Here is a 16,802-nt window from a genome sequence, read left to right as displayed (position 1 = left end):
TCCCCGCATCAGATCATCCTGTTCTGAAGGCGGGCGCAATTCTTTAAGACAGACGACAAAGCTCAGGAGATTACACGGTGAGTGAAGACGGTACTGATTCTGGCCGCAGGCGGTTTTTGTTGGGGTCGACCTCGGTCGTAGGGGCAGCCGGTGTGGTGGGTGCGGTAGTACCTTTCGTCGGTTCCTGGAACCCAAGCGCAAAGGCACGTGCGGCAGGTGCTCCAGTCAGGGTGGACGTAAGTCGCCTTGAAGAGGGCAGCATTTTGGGACCCATTCCAGCCTGGCGCGGCAGACCCATTTTCGTAGTCAAGCGTAGCCAGGAAGCGCTCGATGCACTTCCTACTATTACGGATCAGTTGCAAGATCCGGATTCCACGCAGCCGGAACAACCGGAATATGCGCAGAACGCTTACCGATCACGTGAACCGGATGTGCTGGTTCTGATCGGTCTGTGTCCTCACCTCTTTTGTTCTCCGACACCTCGTCTGGAGATCCGGCCAGAGCCGTTTGAGGCTAACTGGAAAGGTGGTTTCTTCTGCCCGTGTCACGGGTCCAAGTTCGACATGGCTGGCCGTGTTTATAACAACTCGCCTGCTTCTCGAAATATGGAAGTGCCTCCGCATTACTATGAATCCGAGAATATTCTGGTGATTGGTGAAGACGAGGGAAGTGCATAATGAGCGATACAAAGAAACAAGGCTGGATCGTGTCATCACTCGTCGGCCTCCGCGACTGGACAAATGATCGTTTACCGATCGTGACAGCGTGGGAAAAACACATGAGCAAGTACTACGCACCCAAGAATTTCAACTTCTGGTATTTCTTTGGCGTGTTGTCCCTGGTAGTGCTGGTTATCCAGCTGGTTTCAGGTATTGTCCTGACCATGCACTACACGAATAGTGCTGAAGGTGCATTTGCGTCTGTTGAATACATCATGCGCGATGTCGAGTTTGGGTGGCTTATCCGTTATATCCACTCAACGGGTGCGTCCGCATTCTTTATTGTTGTCTACCTGCATATGTTCCGGGGTCTGATGTACGGTTCGTACAAGAAGCCGCGTGAACTGATCTGGGTATTTGGTATGGCCATTTACCTGATCCTGATGATGGAAGGCTTCATGGGTTACGTACTGCCCTGGGGACAGATGTCCTACTGGGGTGCGAACGTAATCGTATCACTGGTTGGTGCCATTCCGGTTATTGGTGAAGACCTGCTGGTTTGGGTACGTGGTGACTTCCTGATTTCAGGCGCGACGCTGAACCGCTTCTTTGCCTTGCACGTGGTGGCATTGCCAATCGTCTTGATTGCTTTGGTTGTTCTTCACTTGCTGGCACTGCACGAAGTGGGTTCTAACAACCCTGATGGTATTGAGATCAAGAAGAACAAGGATGAGAACGGTATCCCGAAAGACGGTATTCCTTTCCACCCTTACTACACAGTTCACGACCTGGTCGGCATCTGTGTCTTCTTCTTCGTATTCTGCGGCATCCTGTTCTTTGCGCCTGAGATGGGCGGCTACTTCCTTGAGCCACCAAACTTCCAGGAAGCGAACCCGCTGGTGACGCCGGAACACGTTCCGCCGGTCTGGTACTTCACGCCATTTTATTCAATGCTGCGTGCGGTCACTGTGCCTTTGTTCGGTATCGATGCGAAGTTCTGGGGTATGATCGTGATGTTTGGTGCGATTGCCATCCTGTTTGTGTTGCCATGGCTTGACCGCAGCCCGGTTAAATCCATTCGCTACAAAGGCTGGTACAGTCGTATTGCTCTGCTGATCTTCACAGCATCATTCCTGATCCTGGGGTACCTGGGTACCGTAGGCACCAGTGCGGGACGCACTGCACTTGCGCAATTCTGTACAGTGCTGTACTTCCTCTACTTCTTCATGATGCCTTGGTACACCAAGAAGGAAGATACGTTCCCTGAGCCTGAGCGTGTGACTGGTCGCTGGATCACCGGCAAGCAGTTACTGATAACCCTGGCTCTGCTGGCTGCACTGATTCTGCTGCCGCTTAAAGCGGTTGGTGCTGAATCACATAATGTGCATCTGGATGAAGTGGAAACGGATCTGCGTGACGAAGCGTCACTGCAGCGCGGCTTTTCGACTTACATGAACTATTGTCATGGTTGTCACGCATTGCAGTACGCCCGTTATGAGCGTACTGCCAATGACCTGAACATCCCGCTGGACCTGGTCATGGATAACCTGCTGATTGGCGATCACGCTACGGGTGACCTGATGAGCAATGCCATGCAGCCCGAGGACGGCAATAACTGGTTCGGTAAAGTGCCGCCAGATTTGACGTTGATTGGTCGTATCCGTAGTCCAGAGTGGTTGTATACTTATCTGCGTTCTTTCTACGTGGATGAAAGCCGCCCCTGGGGTGTGAATAACTCGGTATTCCCTAACGTGGGTATGCCGAATGTGATGCACGGATTGCAAGGTGATGTGATTTGTACAAACGCAGAAGAAGCTGCTTCACCTGACGAATGTCATCTTGAGCACGTTGCCGGTACTGGTGACCTGTCTCCGGAAGAGTTTGATACGGTTGTAGCGGATCTGGTGAATTTCCTGTACTACATTGGTGAGCCTGTGCGTCTGAAGCGCCAGTCTATCGGTGTGTACGTACTGGGCTTCATCGCTATCCTGTTTGTTTTGGTACTGTTGCTGAACCGAGACTACTGGCGTCGTATTCACTAATCGACGTTAACCACTGTAAGGGATTGATTGAGGACAGATTATATGGGTGTGGTATCAAAACGCTCTTCCATGACGTTTTATTCGGATGGCAATAGTCAATACAGTCATCGTGTCCGCATTGTGCTTGCGGAAAAAGGTGTGACTGTTGACACGATTAGCGTAGATCCGGAGAACCCGCCCGAAGATCTGCTGTCACTCAACCCTTACGGTAGTTTGCCTACCCTGGTTGACCGGGATCTGGTGCTGTATGAAGCCAACATCATGATGGAGTATCTTGATGAGCGTTTCCCGCATCCACCGCTGTTTCCGGTTTATCCGGTCGCGCGTGCGCAGAGCCGTTTATGGATGTATCGCATACAGCGTGACTGGTGTGTTCTGGTTGATAAATTAGTGGCAGGTGAAGGCAGTGCTGCCCAGCAGGACAAAATTCGCAAAGAGCTTCGCGAAAGCCTGACGTCAATTGCGCCAATTTTCGCGGAGAAGCCCTTCTTTATGAGCGATGAGTTCACCATTGTGGATTGTTGCGTTGCTCCTATCCTGTGGCGTCTGCAATCATTGGGGATTGAGTTGGGTAACCAGAAAGCGCTTCAGCCATTGCTGCAGTATCGAGCTCGTCTGTTCAGCCGGGACTCAATTCGCAGTAGTCTTTCTGAGCAGGAAAAGGAAATGGTGTAAGGGTGGCAGGATGAGTATGACTTCAAGTCGTCCCTATCTGCTAAGCGCCTTATACGAGTGGATTCTGGATAATGAATGCACGCCTTATATTGTCGTAAATGCGTATGCTGACCAGGTTTCTGTGCCTCAGGAATACGTGAAAGACGGGCAGATTATTCTCAATATTTCTCCCTCAGCTGTGCATGGTTTGCAAATGGGCCAGGAGGCAGTGGAGTTCAGCGGTCGTTTTGCTGGCATCCCCACTCCCGTGTATGTGCCTGTTCAGGCTGTCATGGGTATCTACGCCCGGGAGAACGGGCAGGGTATGGTATTTGAAACTGAAATGCCGACGCCGCCTCCGGATGGTGGCAGTGATGACTCTGATTCGGTTGAGAAACCTGGCAAACCAGGGGCTGATAAACCTGCTCCTGCGCCTGCCAAGCGCCCCTCTTTAAGAGTGGTAAAATAGATTTCTATCCGTTACCGGCCTGAAGGTTTTAGTCAGGCCGGTAATGAATACTCAGTCAGCGTTTACCTTGTGTCTGTATTGGCGTTACAGGTATTCGAATACGCTGACAACTCTGGCAACACCGCCCACGTTCCGGGTCAGCTGTACCGCTCGCTCACCCTCACTTCGATTCACTATCCCCATCAGAAATATAGCGCCATTGTTGGCGATGACCTGCATTCTGTTGGAGTTAATATCATCATTGGCAGCCAGTTGCGTTCGCACTTTTGTTGCCAGCCAGGTGTCATTGCTCCTGGAAAGCAGGCTGCGGCTGCCTGCGATTTCCAGCTCGTTATGAACACGGCGAATGTGCACGCTGGCAGCAGCAGCAATCTCGGCAGCTTGCTGTTTCAGGGCCTCTGATTGAACCTGGCCAACCAGCAGCACGATGCCGTTGTGGCTGGTGACATTAAAGCTGGCATCCCTGAACGCCGGCTGTTGTGATTGCATGTTGACCCTGACCTTGGTTTCGATGGACTGATCTTCAACAACGGTCCCGGCTGTGCGTATATAAGGGTCTTCACGTAAACCTTCATCCCCGGTGGTCTGGGTCAATATGGTTGAGCAACTGGTCAGTGCCAGAGAGAGGCTAAAGAAAGTGAGAAATTTGCGAATCACGATGCATCTCCAAAAATTTGTATATCAATTAAATCACATAATGTGTGAGTTGTAGCCAAATGCATTTCCTGGATTTCATGGCTGACACTGCCAATGACCTGGATCTCTATGCTGTTTTCACATAGCAAGCTTCCGAGTGATGTACTTAGGGCACTGTTAAACAATACCACAGGAATACCCCGATCAGTTGCCGTTTCAATTGCTTCACGGCAGCTAGGTGTTTCGTCATTAGCACTATATAGCACAAGAATGTCCGGTGGCTGCACCAGGGTTCTGATCAGGGCAGACCAGGTGTTGCGCTGTGAAAACTCCGATACTGCTGCGCTGTAAGTTACTGAGTCAGCGTTGAGGGAAATGGCGGGCAGACCAGGTCTTTCCCGGTCAAACCGGGTCATCAGTAATGCTGCCAGGTATTGGGCAATTGACGTCGAGCCGGCCAGGCCCAGTGTCGCTACTTTTCCACCTTGCAACAGGCTGTCTCCTATCAGGTGTGCAGCGTCAATTAACTGATCCTGCACGGCATGCATTGAGCGGTCCAGTATGTCCTTGCGTTGTGCCAACTTGTCAGCAAAATAACTGGATTGATTCATACGGTTCCATACTGATTAACGAATGAGGATGACTAATATTCTACTTCAGTTAAGCGCGTACTGGCGATTATGCTGATATGGCATTACGGACCCAGTTAATCCTTTCGGGTTGACACCCGCCGTCTATACCAATGAAATCAATGCGGCTACTGACTTTTTCGGTAAGCTTGTAACGGTGAAGGTAATGCCTGGCGGTCCGGACAATTCGCTTCATTTTGACAGGAGTTATACTTTCCTGGGGTGAGACAAACCCGGCATCGCTACGAAAGCGAACTTCCACGAAAACCAGCGTTTTCTTGTCATTCATGATGAGGTCGATCTCACCGTAGCGGCAATGGTAATTGCGTGTTATCAGCGTCAGGCCGTTGCGGCATAAATAGTCAATTGCCAGGCTTTCAAATTCAGTGCCAGCAGCGCGTCTGGATGTCGGTGGAATCGGGTGCTTCACTGTTCGGTGTTTGTTTCACTGATCAATACTGGCTGACCTTCTGCAAATAAAGCGGGCAGTAATTGCCTGGAAATCCTGCCAGATTCGTCCATGCGTAATGTCCCGGTAGCGCCTTGCAGACTAACACCCGGAAAATTATCCAGTTGTGCCAGCCGGTCAAGCAAACGAAAGCTGTCTATGCCCATGGCGCGTAACCGCATGATGGTGCTGTTGCCCTCGTCAGGCCACATGCTCTGGGCATCCGGTTTTAATTCGTCTGAGTCCCGTAACAGCCAGGGGGCGTCTACGAATACTGTGTCGTTCAGGTCCCGATTGGCACCTGGTGTAGCGTTACCATCATAAATAGAGGGTAAAGCATATATGGGAACATCGCCGGCATAATGAAACGCGAAGGTTGGTAACAACTGTTTGCCTTCTGCTGGTGTTGCTTGCAAAAACAGTAAGTCGATATCCTGGCGTCGTCTTGGAATGGATATCATGCTGTCGCGAGGTAGTGTCGACAACAAGGCGTCCGCACGCGCTTCGCTGCGTTCTATATGCATAAGCTGACGGATGGTATCCGAATAACTGCTGGCGTCGCGAAAAGTCGCGCTGGACAGCGCTTTTCCGCCCAGCGATTGCCATTGCTGGGTAAAGCTGTCGCGTATTCTCGTATAATTTGCTCCATCTCTGGCCAGAACAGCTGCCTGACTGTGCCCTGCTTGCCTGGCCAGCGATGTAAGTTGTGCGATTTCATCTTCAGGTGCAAGGCCGTATTGGTAAAGGTCTCTCGGGATGACGTCACCATCATCGAGATAGTTCAATGCCAGAGTGGGCGTTGGCAAAGAGTTCATGCTCTGCAATTGTCTGACCAGCTCTTTATCCAGTGGGCCAATAATCAGGTCTGCACCAGTGCTGACAGCCTGCTGGTATAGTGGGCTGATCTCACGCGTTTGTGATGTGTCAAAAATTTCTACAGCTGGTAAAGGTTGCGACTGGCCTGCCGCATGATAATACGCCAGCATGAAACCATCGCTGATAGCCTGGCCGACGACATTCTCCATCGGCAGTAACAGGGCGACTTTCTGGGGGCGTTGTTGTTGCAGGTTAACCACATAAGCAATAGCTGAAGGCAACTGGCTTGCAGCCGGGTGAGCATTCCATAGCGCTTGCCAGCGTTCGACGGCTTCTACCTGTTCATCGATATTGTTTTGATAGCGATTAACGATGTTTGTAAGCTCCAGCCAGCCCCGCAGTTCATAGCTGTCAATAATGTCAGCTTCCGCGTTCAGAGCGCCGTCCGGCGCAGAGGACAGGATTTCCCATATCTGGTTGGCCCGGCGCTGAGCGGCATTGGTGGTTGTTGCCAGTGGTGTTGAGGTAATCGCTTTTGCTGCCGCCAGGGGTTGCTGCTGTGCCAGGTAAATCCGTGCGATTGTCTGCCCTGCTTGTCTTCGTAAATCGGAAAACTCTGTGGGCAGGTTTTGAAAAACCGGATCAGTAAGAGAAACAAGAGCTCGCTGGTTGTCATTTTGCATGAGCGCAATTTCAGCTTTTGCGAGCAGCACATTAGCCAGCAGGTTATTTTCAATCTGATCAGTTGGTATGTCGTCAAGAATCGCTGCAGCAGTATCCGTGTCGCCGTTTTCCAAAGCCAGGCGACTTGCCTGGGTTCGCAAAACAATGGCATCTTCTGTCGATGCTGTCATGGCCTGCTGCAGTTGCGAGTTGATCCGTGACTCATACGAGTCCGGTTGTGGCTTGGTGGCAGGTTGTTGATCAAGTGGGGCCTGGGGGGATGACGCGCAGCCAATTAGCAGGCATGTAGACAGCAAGAGTGACCCGTAAACCGCTCTCTTGCGATTGTTGCATTGCATGACATTACCTTTGATCAATCGTATATAGAAATCATAGCAGGCAGAACAGGGGAGTGCGACTGTTGGTATGCCTGGTAATGCGGTAAGTTCTTGCCTACTCTCTTTAAGGCTGGGTAACATGCGCCTTTGGTGTTGAGGTGGTGTAATGAGTGGCAGTGACGCAGGAGAGCAACCGTTTGGAGGTGATGGCATGCAAACGACACATGCACCGTTGCCGGAAGAAAATGTGAGCCTGTCTCCCGGTCTTTATGTGGTGGCAACGCCGCTGGGAAACCTGGCTGATATCAGTCGTCGTGCCCTGGATGTTTTGAGCAGTGCAACCGTAATTGCTGCTGAAGACACGAGGCACAGCGCCAGATTGTTGCAACACTACCAGATCAGGGCAGAGACGGTCTCCTGCCATGAGTTTACGTCAGAGGGCAAGATTCAGTACCTGCTGTCTCGTATGCAGGCGGGCGATTCTATTGCACTGATATCGGATGCAGGAACGCCGCTGATTTCAGACCCCGGGTATGTGCTGGTGGCGGCTTGTCATCGCCTGGGGTTGCCCGTTCATCCGGTGCCAGGTGCTTGTGCAGCGATAGCTGCATTGAGTGTTGCAGGATTGCCTAGTCACAATTTCCGTTTTGAGGGATTTCTTCCTGCCAAGCCAGGTAATCGTAAAAAGGCTTTAAAGTCGCTGGCCGGTGAAACGGCAACCATGATTTTTTATGAAGCGCCGCACCGTGTCATGGCATGCGTTGAGGATTTGGTTGAGGTTTTTGGTGGTGATCGTGAAATGACCGTTTGCCGGGAGTTGACCAAGCGCTGGGAAACGGTGAGATGTGCTACTGCTGAAAGTATCGCAGAGTGGATGAAAGCAGACAGTAACCAACAGCGTGGAGAGTTTGTGCTAGTGGTTGCGGGGATGGCACCTGCTGATACTGGTGACGAAATATCAGATGAGGTCCGGCATATGTTGACCGTGCTTGTGGGTTGTATGCCAGTCAGTCAGGCAGCGGCTGTGGCGGCCAAGATATCAGGGTTGAAGAAGAATCAGCTCTATCAAATAGCGTTAAGGATGCAGGGTGGCGCTGAATAAATGGCTGACGTTGTTGTTTTCGCTGAAAAAGCTTGTGTTTCCAGGCGAACTCTCATAATCTTGCTGCGAGCTGGCCAGGCAGTCGCTGCCCGGTTGCTGGTTTTGCGCAGTTTTGCGTGAATTCGGCACCAGGTGGAGGAAAGTCCGGGCTCCAAAGAGCAAAGCGCCAGGTAACGCCTGGGGGGTGAAAGCCCACGGAAAGTGCAGCAGAGAGTAGACCGCCTAAGCGCATAGCGCCGGTAAGGGTGAAAGGGTGCGGTAAGAGCGCACCGCGCGACTGGTAACAGTTCGTGGCATGGTAAACCCCGCTTGGAGCAAGGCCAAATAGGGACCCTTCGGTGTGGCTCGCACTGGGTCCGGGTAGGCTGCTTGAGGTTGATAGTGATATCAATCCCAGATGAATGACTGTCCCAGACAGAACCCGGCTTATCGGCCAGCTCGATTTTTTTCAGACTCGTTCAGAGTGCTTTTTTTCTTTCGTATTCCTCTCAAAATTCAGCCTAACATCACAATTTACTTTAAGTTGCTGATCTAGGTTTATGAAACTGTTTTTGTTTCCTCTTCTTCTTAAGTTGGGATCTCAAGGATTCCGATTTTTCCCTGAAATTTCATAAGCTTCGGCGTCTCAAAAAGTGCAAATAGTACTTGCGTTGATCTATTTCTGTGCATATAGTGTCGAAATGTGGAGTTTAGTGGGTAATAGTGTTGCAAAATGGCAGAGCGGGCGATGAAGTAAGCCTGTTGCTATTAACAATCCGGAGTGGGATCAGTGTTCAGAGGCGTCAACACAATCAATATCGATGCAAAAGGGCGTATGGCTTTGCCTGCGCGCTATCGCGATATGTTGACTGACAAATACGCTGGACACCTTGTGGCGACAGTGGATTTCTCTGGCCAGTGCCTGCTCCTTTACCCTATCGATGAGTGGGAAGTTATCCAGCAAAAAGTTGAGGCGCTATCCAGTTTTGATGCGGCCAGTCGACGCGTACAGCGTATGTTGATAGGTCATGCGCACGATTTGGAAATGGATGCCAGTGGCCGGGTGCTGTTGCCGCAGATTTTGCGCGGCAGGGCAAACCTGGAAAAACATGTTGCGCTGGTTGGACAGGGTATGAAGTTTGAAATATGGAACGAGGAAACCTGGGTTAAGAATGCTGACGATTGGTTTGACAGTGATGCAGAAACCGTTGAACTGCCTGCCGAACTTATGAACCTTTCGTTATAAACGCAGTGCCAAAAGCCGGAGCCGGTGCGAAATGACTGCATTGCAGAAACATGAAACTGTTTTGTTGAAACCTGCTGTTGATCAGCTGGTATCAGATAGCAGCGGCATTTATATCGATGGCACGTATGGCCGGGGCGGGCACTCACGAGAAATCCTTAGCAGGTTGTCAGAAAACGGGCAGTTACTGGGTATTGATAAAGATCCGAGGGCAATTGAGTCAGCTCGTGAACTTGCAGCCAGTGATGCCCGTTTTTCGGTTAAGCAATGTTCGTTTGCCGGGATCGGTGATGAACTGCGATCAAGAGACTGGTTAGGCAAACTTGATGGCGTGCTGCTTGATCTGGGAGTTTCATCGCCGCAACTGGATGAAGCAGAGCGTGGTTTCAGTTTTACCCAGGATGGGCCGCTGGACATGCGGATGAACCCCCAGGATGGGGTGTCAGCTTCAGAGTGGATCATGAATGCAGCTGAATCCGAAATTGCAGATGTGCTTTATCACTTTGGTGAGGAGCGCTTTTCCCGGCGAATTGCTAAAGCCATTGTGAAAGCCAGGGCAGAGCAACGCATAACACGCACCTTGCAGTTGGCGGAAATAGTGAAAGAGGCCAACCCGGCCTGGGAACGGCATAAGCATCCGGCGACACGAGCGTTTCAGGCTATAAGGATCCACGTTAACAACGAGCTGTCAGATGTCACTGAATTGCTGGAACAGGTTATCAGTTGGTTGCGTCCAGGCGGTCGGCTGGTGGTGATCAGTTTTCATTCACTGGAGGATCGAATAGTTAAGCAGTTCATTCGTCGTCATAGCCAGGGTGAACCAATACCGAGAGGTGTTCCTATTATGGATGAAGAGCGTCAGGTATCGCTTAAAAAGATTGGCAAAGCGATTATGCCTGAACGAGAAGAAACCACTGTTAACCCAAGGGCAAGAAGTGCAGTTATGAGGGTGGCAGAAAAAAAGTAAGCCAGGGTCTGGCAAGTAAACGGATTGCTGAAAACAGCAATACGCAATGAGTAAGAATAATCGCTCCAGGATGGGCAAAAGATGGCAGGCACAACACCACATAACAAGCAGCGAACTGAGCGCGCTACCGTGCTGCGCTGGTTGCTGCTGGGCGCCCGTCAGAATCTGACATTATTCGTTATGCTGATGGCTGTGATGGTGAGCGCAACAGCGATCGTATTAGTTAGTTTTGAAAGTCGCCTGGCCTTTCAAGAGCTCCAGCAGGAACTGGAGTTGAAAAACGACATGGAAGTGAAGTGGGGGCAACTGCTCATTGAGCAAAGCACTTTCGGTGTTGATGACAGAATCGAACGAAAAGCCAGTGAAGAACTGGATATGAAAGTTCCTGACTGGTCCAACGTTGTGGTGGTGCAACCATGAGCCAGGATAAATCAGAAGAAATTATTGGTATTTGGCGTTTGACGCTGGTGCGGGTCTGCCTGCTTCTGGCTGTTGTTGCTGTGTTGTGGAAACTTGCCTCGCTGATTCTGCTGGAGAGGGATTTTCTTCAGGGCCAGGGGGATGCCAGAACAGTCAGAACAGAGCCTCTGGTTGCTCATCGCGGTATGATTACCGATCGCAATGGCGAGCCCCTGGCAATCAGTACACCAGTAAAATCAATCTGGGTTAATCCCCGACAAATTGCTGATAAGCCAGCAGAGATTACCCGACTGGCGGACGCATTATCGCTTGATGCAGAAAGTCTGATTTCAAGTGTGCAAAGTAACGCTGGTCGGGAATTCATGTATGTCGAGCGCAGAATGCCACCTGCGGATGCAGATGCAGTTCTGGGTCTCGATATCGATGGCGTATATGCCCGCCAGGAATACCAGCGTTATTATCCTCAGGCAGAAGTCACTGCGCATGCGCTTGGTTTTAGTAATATCGATGATATTGGCCAGGAAGGCCTGGAGCTTGCTTATGATGAGTGGCTGAAAGGCATCCCCGGCAGCAAGCAGGTTGTAAAAGATCGTCGCGGAAAAATTGTCAGGGAACTGGACACCCTGGAAAGTGCACAGCCAGGCAATTCGCTCGCGTTGAGTCTCGACTTCCAGTTACAGAATCTGGCATACCGAGAATTGAAAGAAGCCTATATATACAGGCAGGCTCGCTCTGCGTCTGCTGTTGTTCTCAAAGCTGGAACGGGCGAAGTTCTGGCAATGGTCAACCAGCCTTCATTCAACCCTCATAATCGTAGCAACATCTCTGATTTTGGTGCGCTACGTAACCGTGCCATCACTGATTTATTTGAACCCGGTTCAACGCTTAAAACCTTCACTGCGATCGCCGCCATAGAGTCTGGTCGGTACACGCCCGGCACAATGATCAATACTTCTCCGGGAAGAATGCGGGTTGGTCGTGACTGGGTTTCCGACCGAGGACAGGACTTTGGCGAAATTTCCCTGGAAGAGATGCTGGTGAACTCCAGTAATGTCGCCTCAGCAAAAATTGCGCTTGATCTTGGGCATGAAGCGTTGCGGGATGTGCTGCTGCGTGTGGGGTTTGGTGAAAATCCGGCTAGTGGTTTTCCTGGGGAAAGGGCAGGTGTCATGCCAAATCACAGGGTCTGGCATGACATAGAGGTGGCAACACTCTCGTTCGGTTACGGTATGTCTACATCTGCCTTGCAGCTTGCTCAGGCATATTCGGTTATTGCTAATGATGGTTTAAAAGTGCCTGTTACCTTTCTCAAAAATGGCAATGAAATGGATGGTGCAGCTGCTCCGCAACGAGTCATTGATGAAGATGTGGTTGCTCAGGTTACCGGCATGTTAAAAGCTGTGGTTGATCCAGAGCAAGGTGGTGGTGATAGCGCAGCCGTACCTTTTTACAGCATTGCCGGGAAAACCGGTACAGCCAGGGTGGTCGGTGCAAATGGTTATGACTCCCGCCTCCATAATTCAATGTTTGCAGGTTTTATACCGGCAGATGATCCGGAAATTGTCGTTGTCATTGTAATAAATGAACCCCAGGGAAGAGAACAGTACGGTGGCCAGGTAGCTGCACCGGTGTTTGCTCGTATAGCGGCAGGTGCCATGAGGTTAATGGATGTTACACCTGATCGGGTTTCCCCTGAGAATGTCATGACACTAACAGCGAGGTGAGCGTGACAACAGTGTGCTCGACATTAAGAATGACAGAACTTAGCACCTTGCTGGAGCCATCCCTCAATCAGGCCCTGGTGGATATGGGGTGCCCGGATATTGAGATCACAGGCATCGTCCAGGATAGCCGTCAGGTTCGTGAAGGTAATCTGTATCTGGCATTGTTTGGCCGCCATCATGACGCCAGGGATTATGTGCCAGCAGCCATTTCTTCAGGCGCTGCAGCGGTTATCGTGCAGGCAGGTGGTGATTGGGAAACTCATTACCGTGATAGCAGTGGTATTCCGGTTCTGGTAGTCGATGATTTAAGAACAAAGATCGGGGTGATGGCTTCGCGTTATTATGGTTGCCCCTCAGAAAAAATGTCTGTTATCGGGATCACGGGTACTAATGGCAAAACCAGCTGCACTCAGTTCGTGGCTCAGATTTTGTCCGGACTGGGCAAGCAATGCGGTGTAGTAGGAACGATGGGAGCAGGTATTTACCCTGCATTATCTGATACTGGCTATACGACTCCTGATGCGATTGCGTTACAGGCCTGTCTGTCAGAACTTTCTGGTGCAGGTGCCGGTTATGTTGCAATGGAAGTTTCATCGCAAGGGTTGCATCAATACCGAACTGCAGGAACAAAAACTGATATTGCTGTATTCACCAACCTGACCCGCGACCATATCGACTATCACGGCAGTATGGAGGCTTATGCTGCATGCAAGCGCCGGTTGTTTGAGCAAACAGAGCTTAAGACGGGAATTGTAAATGCCGACGATCAGTATGCAGTGATGATGCTCGACGCATTACCTCGAACGGCCAACAGTTTGACTTACAGCATGGCCAGCCAGCGGGCAGACATATATGCCAGCAGTCTGAGTTTTGATACCAGTGGTTACCAGGCAACTGTGGTAACGCCCTGGGGAGAGACTGAGCTGAAAGGTAAACTGCTGGGTGCATTTAATTTCAGTAATGTTCTGACCAGCCTGGCAACGGTGATGAGTCTGGGGGAAAAGTTTTCTCTGGCAGAAGTTGCCACGCAGATAGAATCGCTGTTGCCAGTAACAGGTCGGATGGAGCTTGTTGGTACGTGTGATGGCGTTGCTGCTGTTGTTGATTATGCACATACACCAGCAGGCCTGGAGTGTGCGTTACAGGCTGTTCGTCAACATGCACGCGGCCAGGTCTGGTGTGTGTTTGGCTGTGGTGGTGATCGTGACAATGGCAAGCGTCCCATGATGGCTGAGGTTGCTGAACGGTATGCGACCCAGATTGTGGTCACTGATGATAATCCGAGGATGGAAGACCCGGATCAGATCATTACGCAAATTATGCGAGGCTTTTCTTCTGACAAATCTGTCGTGGTTCAGCGTGACAGATCTCTCGCAATTGATCATGCCATTCAACAGGCAAAATCGGGGGATGTTGTCCTGATTGCAGGGAAAGGGCATGAGACATATCAGGATGTAGCTGGTAAACGCAGTGTCTTTAGTGATGCTGCACAGGCGCGATTGGCTATTCGCCGCAGGGAGGTTGCCAATGATCTCTGAGTTGAAACTTTCTGAATTGCAATCAGTTATGCCAGCACATTTACATGGCAGGGATGTGGTGTTCAATAAAGTCAGCACAGACTCCCGTTCACTTTCAGCAGGTGATTTGTTTGTTGCCTTGCAGGGGGATAACTTCGATGGCAACCAGTTCGCTGAGCAGGCTGTATCAAGCGGTGCATGTGGCCTGATTGTCAGCCAGTTGCAACCTGGTCTTGATGTGCCCCAGTTGCAGGTTGGCAATACTGAGAAAGCACTGGGCTGGTTGGGTTATCTGAACCGCAAACAATCGCGAGCAATCGTTGTTGCGTTAACTGGATCACAGGGTAAAACGTCTGTGAAAGAAATGACACAGCGCATTCTTTCAGAAGAGTTCAGTACTCACTATACGAAAGGAAATTTGAATAATACGGTTGGTGCGCCGTTAACGCTGTTGGCAATGGATGCGCATCACGAGCGAGCCGTGATTGAGTTAGGTGCCAACAGCGCTGGTGAAATTGCCTGGACAGCAATGTTGACTGACCCTGAGGTTGTACTAATCAATAATGCATCAGAAACACACCTGGAAGGGTTCGGAAGCCTGCTCGGGGTTGTCGAAGCGAAAGGAGAAATTATCGATTCTGCTGAGTCGACAAAAGTCGTTGTGCTCAATGCTGATGACCCAAGTGTGGAAGTCTGGAAGACAAGAGCCGGACAGAGAACTGTTGTGTTGTTCTCAATAGATGAATCGAAAGCGGGGGCGGTTGATTACCTGGCAACGCAACTGGAGTGCTCAGGAGGGGAGTCCCGGTTTGTCCTGCGCGGCCCTGAAGGTCTGGAAATATCGTGTTTATTGCCCCTGCCTGGTTCTCATAATGTCGCTAATGCAGTTGCCGCTGCTTCCTTGGCATTGTCTGCTGGCGCCACAGCACGTTCAGTACAACTTGCACTGTCTAGAATGAAGGCGGTGAAAGGCCGGCTTAGTGATGTATCTGGCTGTGGAGGCTGCACTCTTATTGATGACAGCTATAACGCCAGCCCCAATTCATTTCGAGCAGCTATCGATGTACTGGTGAGTAGCGCCGACGAAAAAGGAAAAACCTCAATACTTATCATGGGTGACATGGCGGAAATGGGGGGTGAAGCAGAACTGGCTCATCGCCGTGTGGGCGAATACGCAAAAGCCGCTGGTGTTGCTGAGGTGTGGGCAACAGGTTTGCTTAGTAAACAAGCAATCGATTCTTTCGGTCATGGCGGGCAATGGTTTGAAAGTCGCCAGTCATTGATTGATTTTGCCATCAATAGCCTGGATACAAATAAAGTTGCATTGGTTAAAGGTTCTCGTAGTGCTGCGATGGATACCGTGGTTACTGCATTGAAAACAGAGGGGGCCTGCTGATGTTGGTCTTGTTATCCGAGTATTTGGCACAGTTCTATAGCGGTTTCACCGTGTTTCAGTACATTACTGTCAGAACCATCATGGGTGTGTTGACAGCGTTGATTGTCGCCCTGATGGTTGGTCCCTGGATGATACGTCGATTGAGTATCCGTCAGATTGGTCAGGTGGTGCGTGATGATGGCCCGGAAAGTCATTTGTCCAAAGCTGGCACGCCAACAATGGGCGGAGCCCTGATTCTGGTTGGTATCGCTTTAAGCACAATCTTATGGGCTGATCTGCGCAACCCTTATGTCTGGGTATCGTTAGCCGTGACACTGTCTTTTGGAGCAGTTGGCTGGGTAGATGATTACCGCAAAGTGTTCCGCAAGGATCCTACCGGACTTCCTGCTCGCTGGAAGTACTTCTGGCAATCTGCTATCGGTCTGACAGCAGCTGTTTATTTGTACATGACGGCAACAGACCCCGTACAGACGTCCTACATTATCCCTTTCTTTAAAGATGTCTCTCTCGATGTCGGGATTCTGTATGTGGTTGTCAGCTATTTTGTCATTGTGGGTAGCAGTAACGCCGTCAACCTGACAGATGGTCTGGACGGTCTGGCTATTCTGCCAACCGTGATGGTCGGTGGCGCACTCGGTATTATTGCGTACCTGGTTGGCCACGCTGAATTCTCTGCCTACCTGAATATTCCGTTTGTAACGGGAGCGGGTGAGCTGGTTATTTTCTGCGGGGCAATCGTGGGGGCTGGGCTTGGTTTCCTTTGGTTCAACACCTATCCGGCCCAGGTATTCATGGGTGATGTGGGAGCGTTGGCACTTGGTGCTGCGTTGGGAATCGTAGCCGTCATTGCCAGGCATGAAATTGTTCTTTTCATTATGGGTGGCATCTTTGTGATGGAAACCGTGTCAGTGATTTTGCAGGTTGCTTCCTACAAGTTGACCAAGAAGCGTATTTTTCGCATGGCACCTATTCACCACCACTTTGAACTTAAAGGGTGGCCTGAGCCACGCGTAATTGTTCGGTTCTGGATTATCACGGTCATGCTGGTTCTGTTTGGCTTGGCGACACTGAAATTACGTTGACCTTAAAGTAAGTATAGG

Annotated in this window: 16 protein-coding genes, 1 other RNA gene and 1 pseudogene; 14 read left to right on the top strand and 4 right to left on the bottom strand. The window is 50.6% G+C overall.

The window, feature by feature from the left end; genetic code table 11:
• Positions 1 to 77: 77 nt before the first annotated feature.
• The 5 genes and pseudogenes from petA (at position 78) to PSCS_RS03330 (ending at position 3,824) form a co-directional block, all read left to right on the top strand.
• Positions 78 to 677, top strand: a complete 600-nt coding sequence (petA, locus tag PSCS_RS03345; protein ID WP_068810384.1) for a ubiquinol-cytochrome c reductase iron-sulfur subunit — start codon at positions 78 to 80, stop codon at positions 675 to 677.
• Positions 677 to 1,945, top strand: a pseudogene (locus tag PSCS_RS16310) (cytochrome b); the annotation flags it as partial. The gene petA and the pseudogene PSCS_RS16310, both read left to right, overlap by 1 nt.
• A 165-nt stretch (positions 1,946 to 2,110) precedes the next feature.
• Positions 2,111 to 2,701: a cytochrome c1 gene (locus PSCS_RS16305; RefSeq protein ID WP_339866690.1), complete on the top strand. Its 591-nt coding sequence runs from the start codon at positions 2,111 to 2,113 to the stop codon at positions 2,699 to 2,701.
• A gap of 42 nt (positions 2,702 to 2,743) precedes the next feature.
• A complete protein-coding gene (locus tag PSCS_RS03335; RefSeq protein WP_068810383.1) occupies positions 2,744 to 3,376 on the top strand; it encodes a glutathione S-transferase N-terminal domain-containing protein in 633 nt (210 codons plus the stop codon).
• A gap of 16 nt (positions 3,377 to 3,392) precedes the next feature.
• Positions 3,393 to 3,824, top strand: a complete 432-nt coding sequence (locus PSCS_RS03330; RefSeq protein WP_068810505.1) for a ClpXP protease specificity-enhancing factor — start codon at positions 3,393 to 3,395, stop codon at positions 3,822 to 3,824.
• An 84-nt stretch (positions 3,825 to 3,908) separates the two neighbouring features.
• Here PSCS_RS03330 and PSCS_RS03325 read toward each other — a convergent pair whose 3' ends face one another.
• The 4 genes from PSCS_RS03325 to PSCS_RS03310 form a co-directional block, all read right to left on the bottom strand.
• Complete coding sequence (locus PSCS_RS03325; RefSeq protein WP_082866527.1) at positions 3,909 to 4,481, bottom strand: BON domain-containing protein; 573 nt, start codon at positions 4,479 to 4,481, stop codon at positions 3,909 to 3,911.
• Complete coding sequence (locus PSCS_RS03320) at positions 4,478 to 5,071, bottom strand: D-sedoheptulose-7-phosphate isomerase (protein WP_068810381.1); 594 nt, start codon at positions 5,069 to 5,071, stop codon at positions 4,478 to 4,480. Before PSCS_RS03320 ends, PSCS_RS03325 begins: the two co-directional genes overlap by 4 nt.
• Positions 5,072 to 5,138: 67 nt before the next feature.
• A complete protein-coding gene (locus PSCS_RS03315; protein WP_229694659.1) occupies positions 5,139 to 5,519 on the bottom strand; it encodes a YraN family protein in 381 nt (126 codons plus the stop codon).
• The gene (locus tag PSCS_RS03310) at positions 5,516 to 7,375 is read right to left on the bottom strand and encodes a penicillin-binding protein activator (protein ID WP_267890016.1); all 1,860 of its coding nucleotides are present in this window, start codon (positions 7,373 to 7,375) and stop codon (positions 5,516 to 5,518) included. Before PSCS_RS03310 ends, PSCS_RS03315 begins: the two co-directional genes overlap by 4 nt.
• 190 nt (positions 7,376 to 7,565) lie before the next feature.
• On the opposite strand from PSCS_RS03310, the gene rsmI reads away from it, so the two are divergent.
• The 9 genes from rsmI (at position 7,566) to mraY (ending at position 16,784) form a co-directional block, all read left to right on the top strand.
• Complete coding sequence (gene rsmI / locus PSCS_RS03305) at positions 7,566 to 8,456, top strand: 16S rRNA (cytidine(1402)-2'-O)-methyltransferase (RefSeq protein ID WP_068810503.1); 891 nt, start codon at positions 7,566 to 7,568, stop codon at positions 8,454 to 8,456.
• 66 nt (positions 8,457 to 8,522) lie between these two features.
• Positions 8,523 to 8,901, top strand: an RNA gene (rnpB, locus tag PSCS_RS03300) — RNase P RNA component class A.
• Positions 8,902 to 9,225: 324 nt separating this feature from the next.
• The gene (mraZ, locus tag PSCS_RS03295; RefSeq protein WP_068810379.1) at positions 9,226 to 9,681 is read left to right on the top strand and encodes a division/cell wall cluster transcriptional repressor MraZ; all 456 of its coding nucleotides are present in this window, start codon (positions 9,226 to 9,228) and stop codon (positions 9,679 to 9,681) included.
• A gap of 31 nt (positions 9,682 to 9,712) precedes the next feature.
• Entirely contained in the window at positions 9,713 to 10,645 is a 933-nt protein-coding gene (gene rsmH / locus PSCS_RS03290; protein WP_068810378.1) for a 16S rRNA (cytosine(1402)-N(4))-methyltransferase RsmH, read from the top strand.
• An 81-nt stretch (positions 10,646 to 10,726) separates the two neighbouring features.
• On the top strand, positions 10,727 to 11,065 hold the full coding sequence (ftsL, locus tag PSCS_RS03285) for a cell division protein FtsL (protein ID WP_082866525.1): 339 nt from the start codon (positions 10,727 to 10,729) through the stop codon (positions 11,063 to 11,065).
• Entirely contained in the window at positions 11,062 to 12,789 is a 1,728-nt protein-coding gene (locus tag PSCS_RS03280) for a peptidoglycan D,D-transpeptidase FtsI family protein (protein ID WP_068810377.1), read from the top strand. The genes ftsL and PSCS_RS03280 overlap by 4 nt, the downstream gene beginning before the upstream one ends.
• A gap of 29 nt (positions 12,790 to 12,818) precedes the next feature.
• Positions 12,819 to 14,327: a UDP-N-acetylmuramoyl-L-alanyl-D-glutamate--2,6-diaminopimelate ligase gene (locus PSCS_RS03275; RefSeq protein WP_068810376.1), complete on the top strand. Its 1,509-nt coding sequence runs from the start codon at positions 12,819 to 12,821 to the stop codon at positions 14,325 to 14,327.
• Positions 14,317 to 15,702: a UDP-N-acetylmuramoyl-tripeptide--D-alanyl-D-alanine ligase gene (locus PSCS_RS03270; protein WP_068810375.1), complete on the top strand. Its 1,386-nt coding sequence runs from the start codon at positions 14,317 to 14,319 to the stop codon at positions 15,700 to 15,702. Before PSCS_RS03275 ends, PSCS_RS03270 begins: the two co-directional genes overlap by 11 nt.
• Positions 15,702 to 16,784: a phospho-N-acetylmuramoyl-pentapeptide-transferase gene (gene mraY / locus PSCS_RS03265; RefSeq protein WP_068810374.1), complete on the top strand. Its 1,083-nt coding sequence runs from the start codon at positions 15,702 to 15,704 to the stop codon at positions 16,782 to 16,784. Before PSCS_RS03270 ends, mraY begins: the two co-directional genes overlap by 1 nt.
• The last annotated feature ends 18 nt before the right edge of the window (positions 16,785 to 16,802 follow it).

This window comes from Pseudohongiella nitratireducens (assembly GCF_001642735.1).
Taxonomy (GTDB): domain Bacteria; phylum Pseudomonadota; class Gammaproteobacteria; order Pseudomonadales; family Pseudohongiellaceae; genus Pseudohongiella; species Pseudohongiella nitratireducens.
Note: the sequence above shows the minus strand (reverse complement) of the source record. Positions and strands in the feature narration are given on the sequence as shown.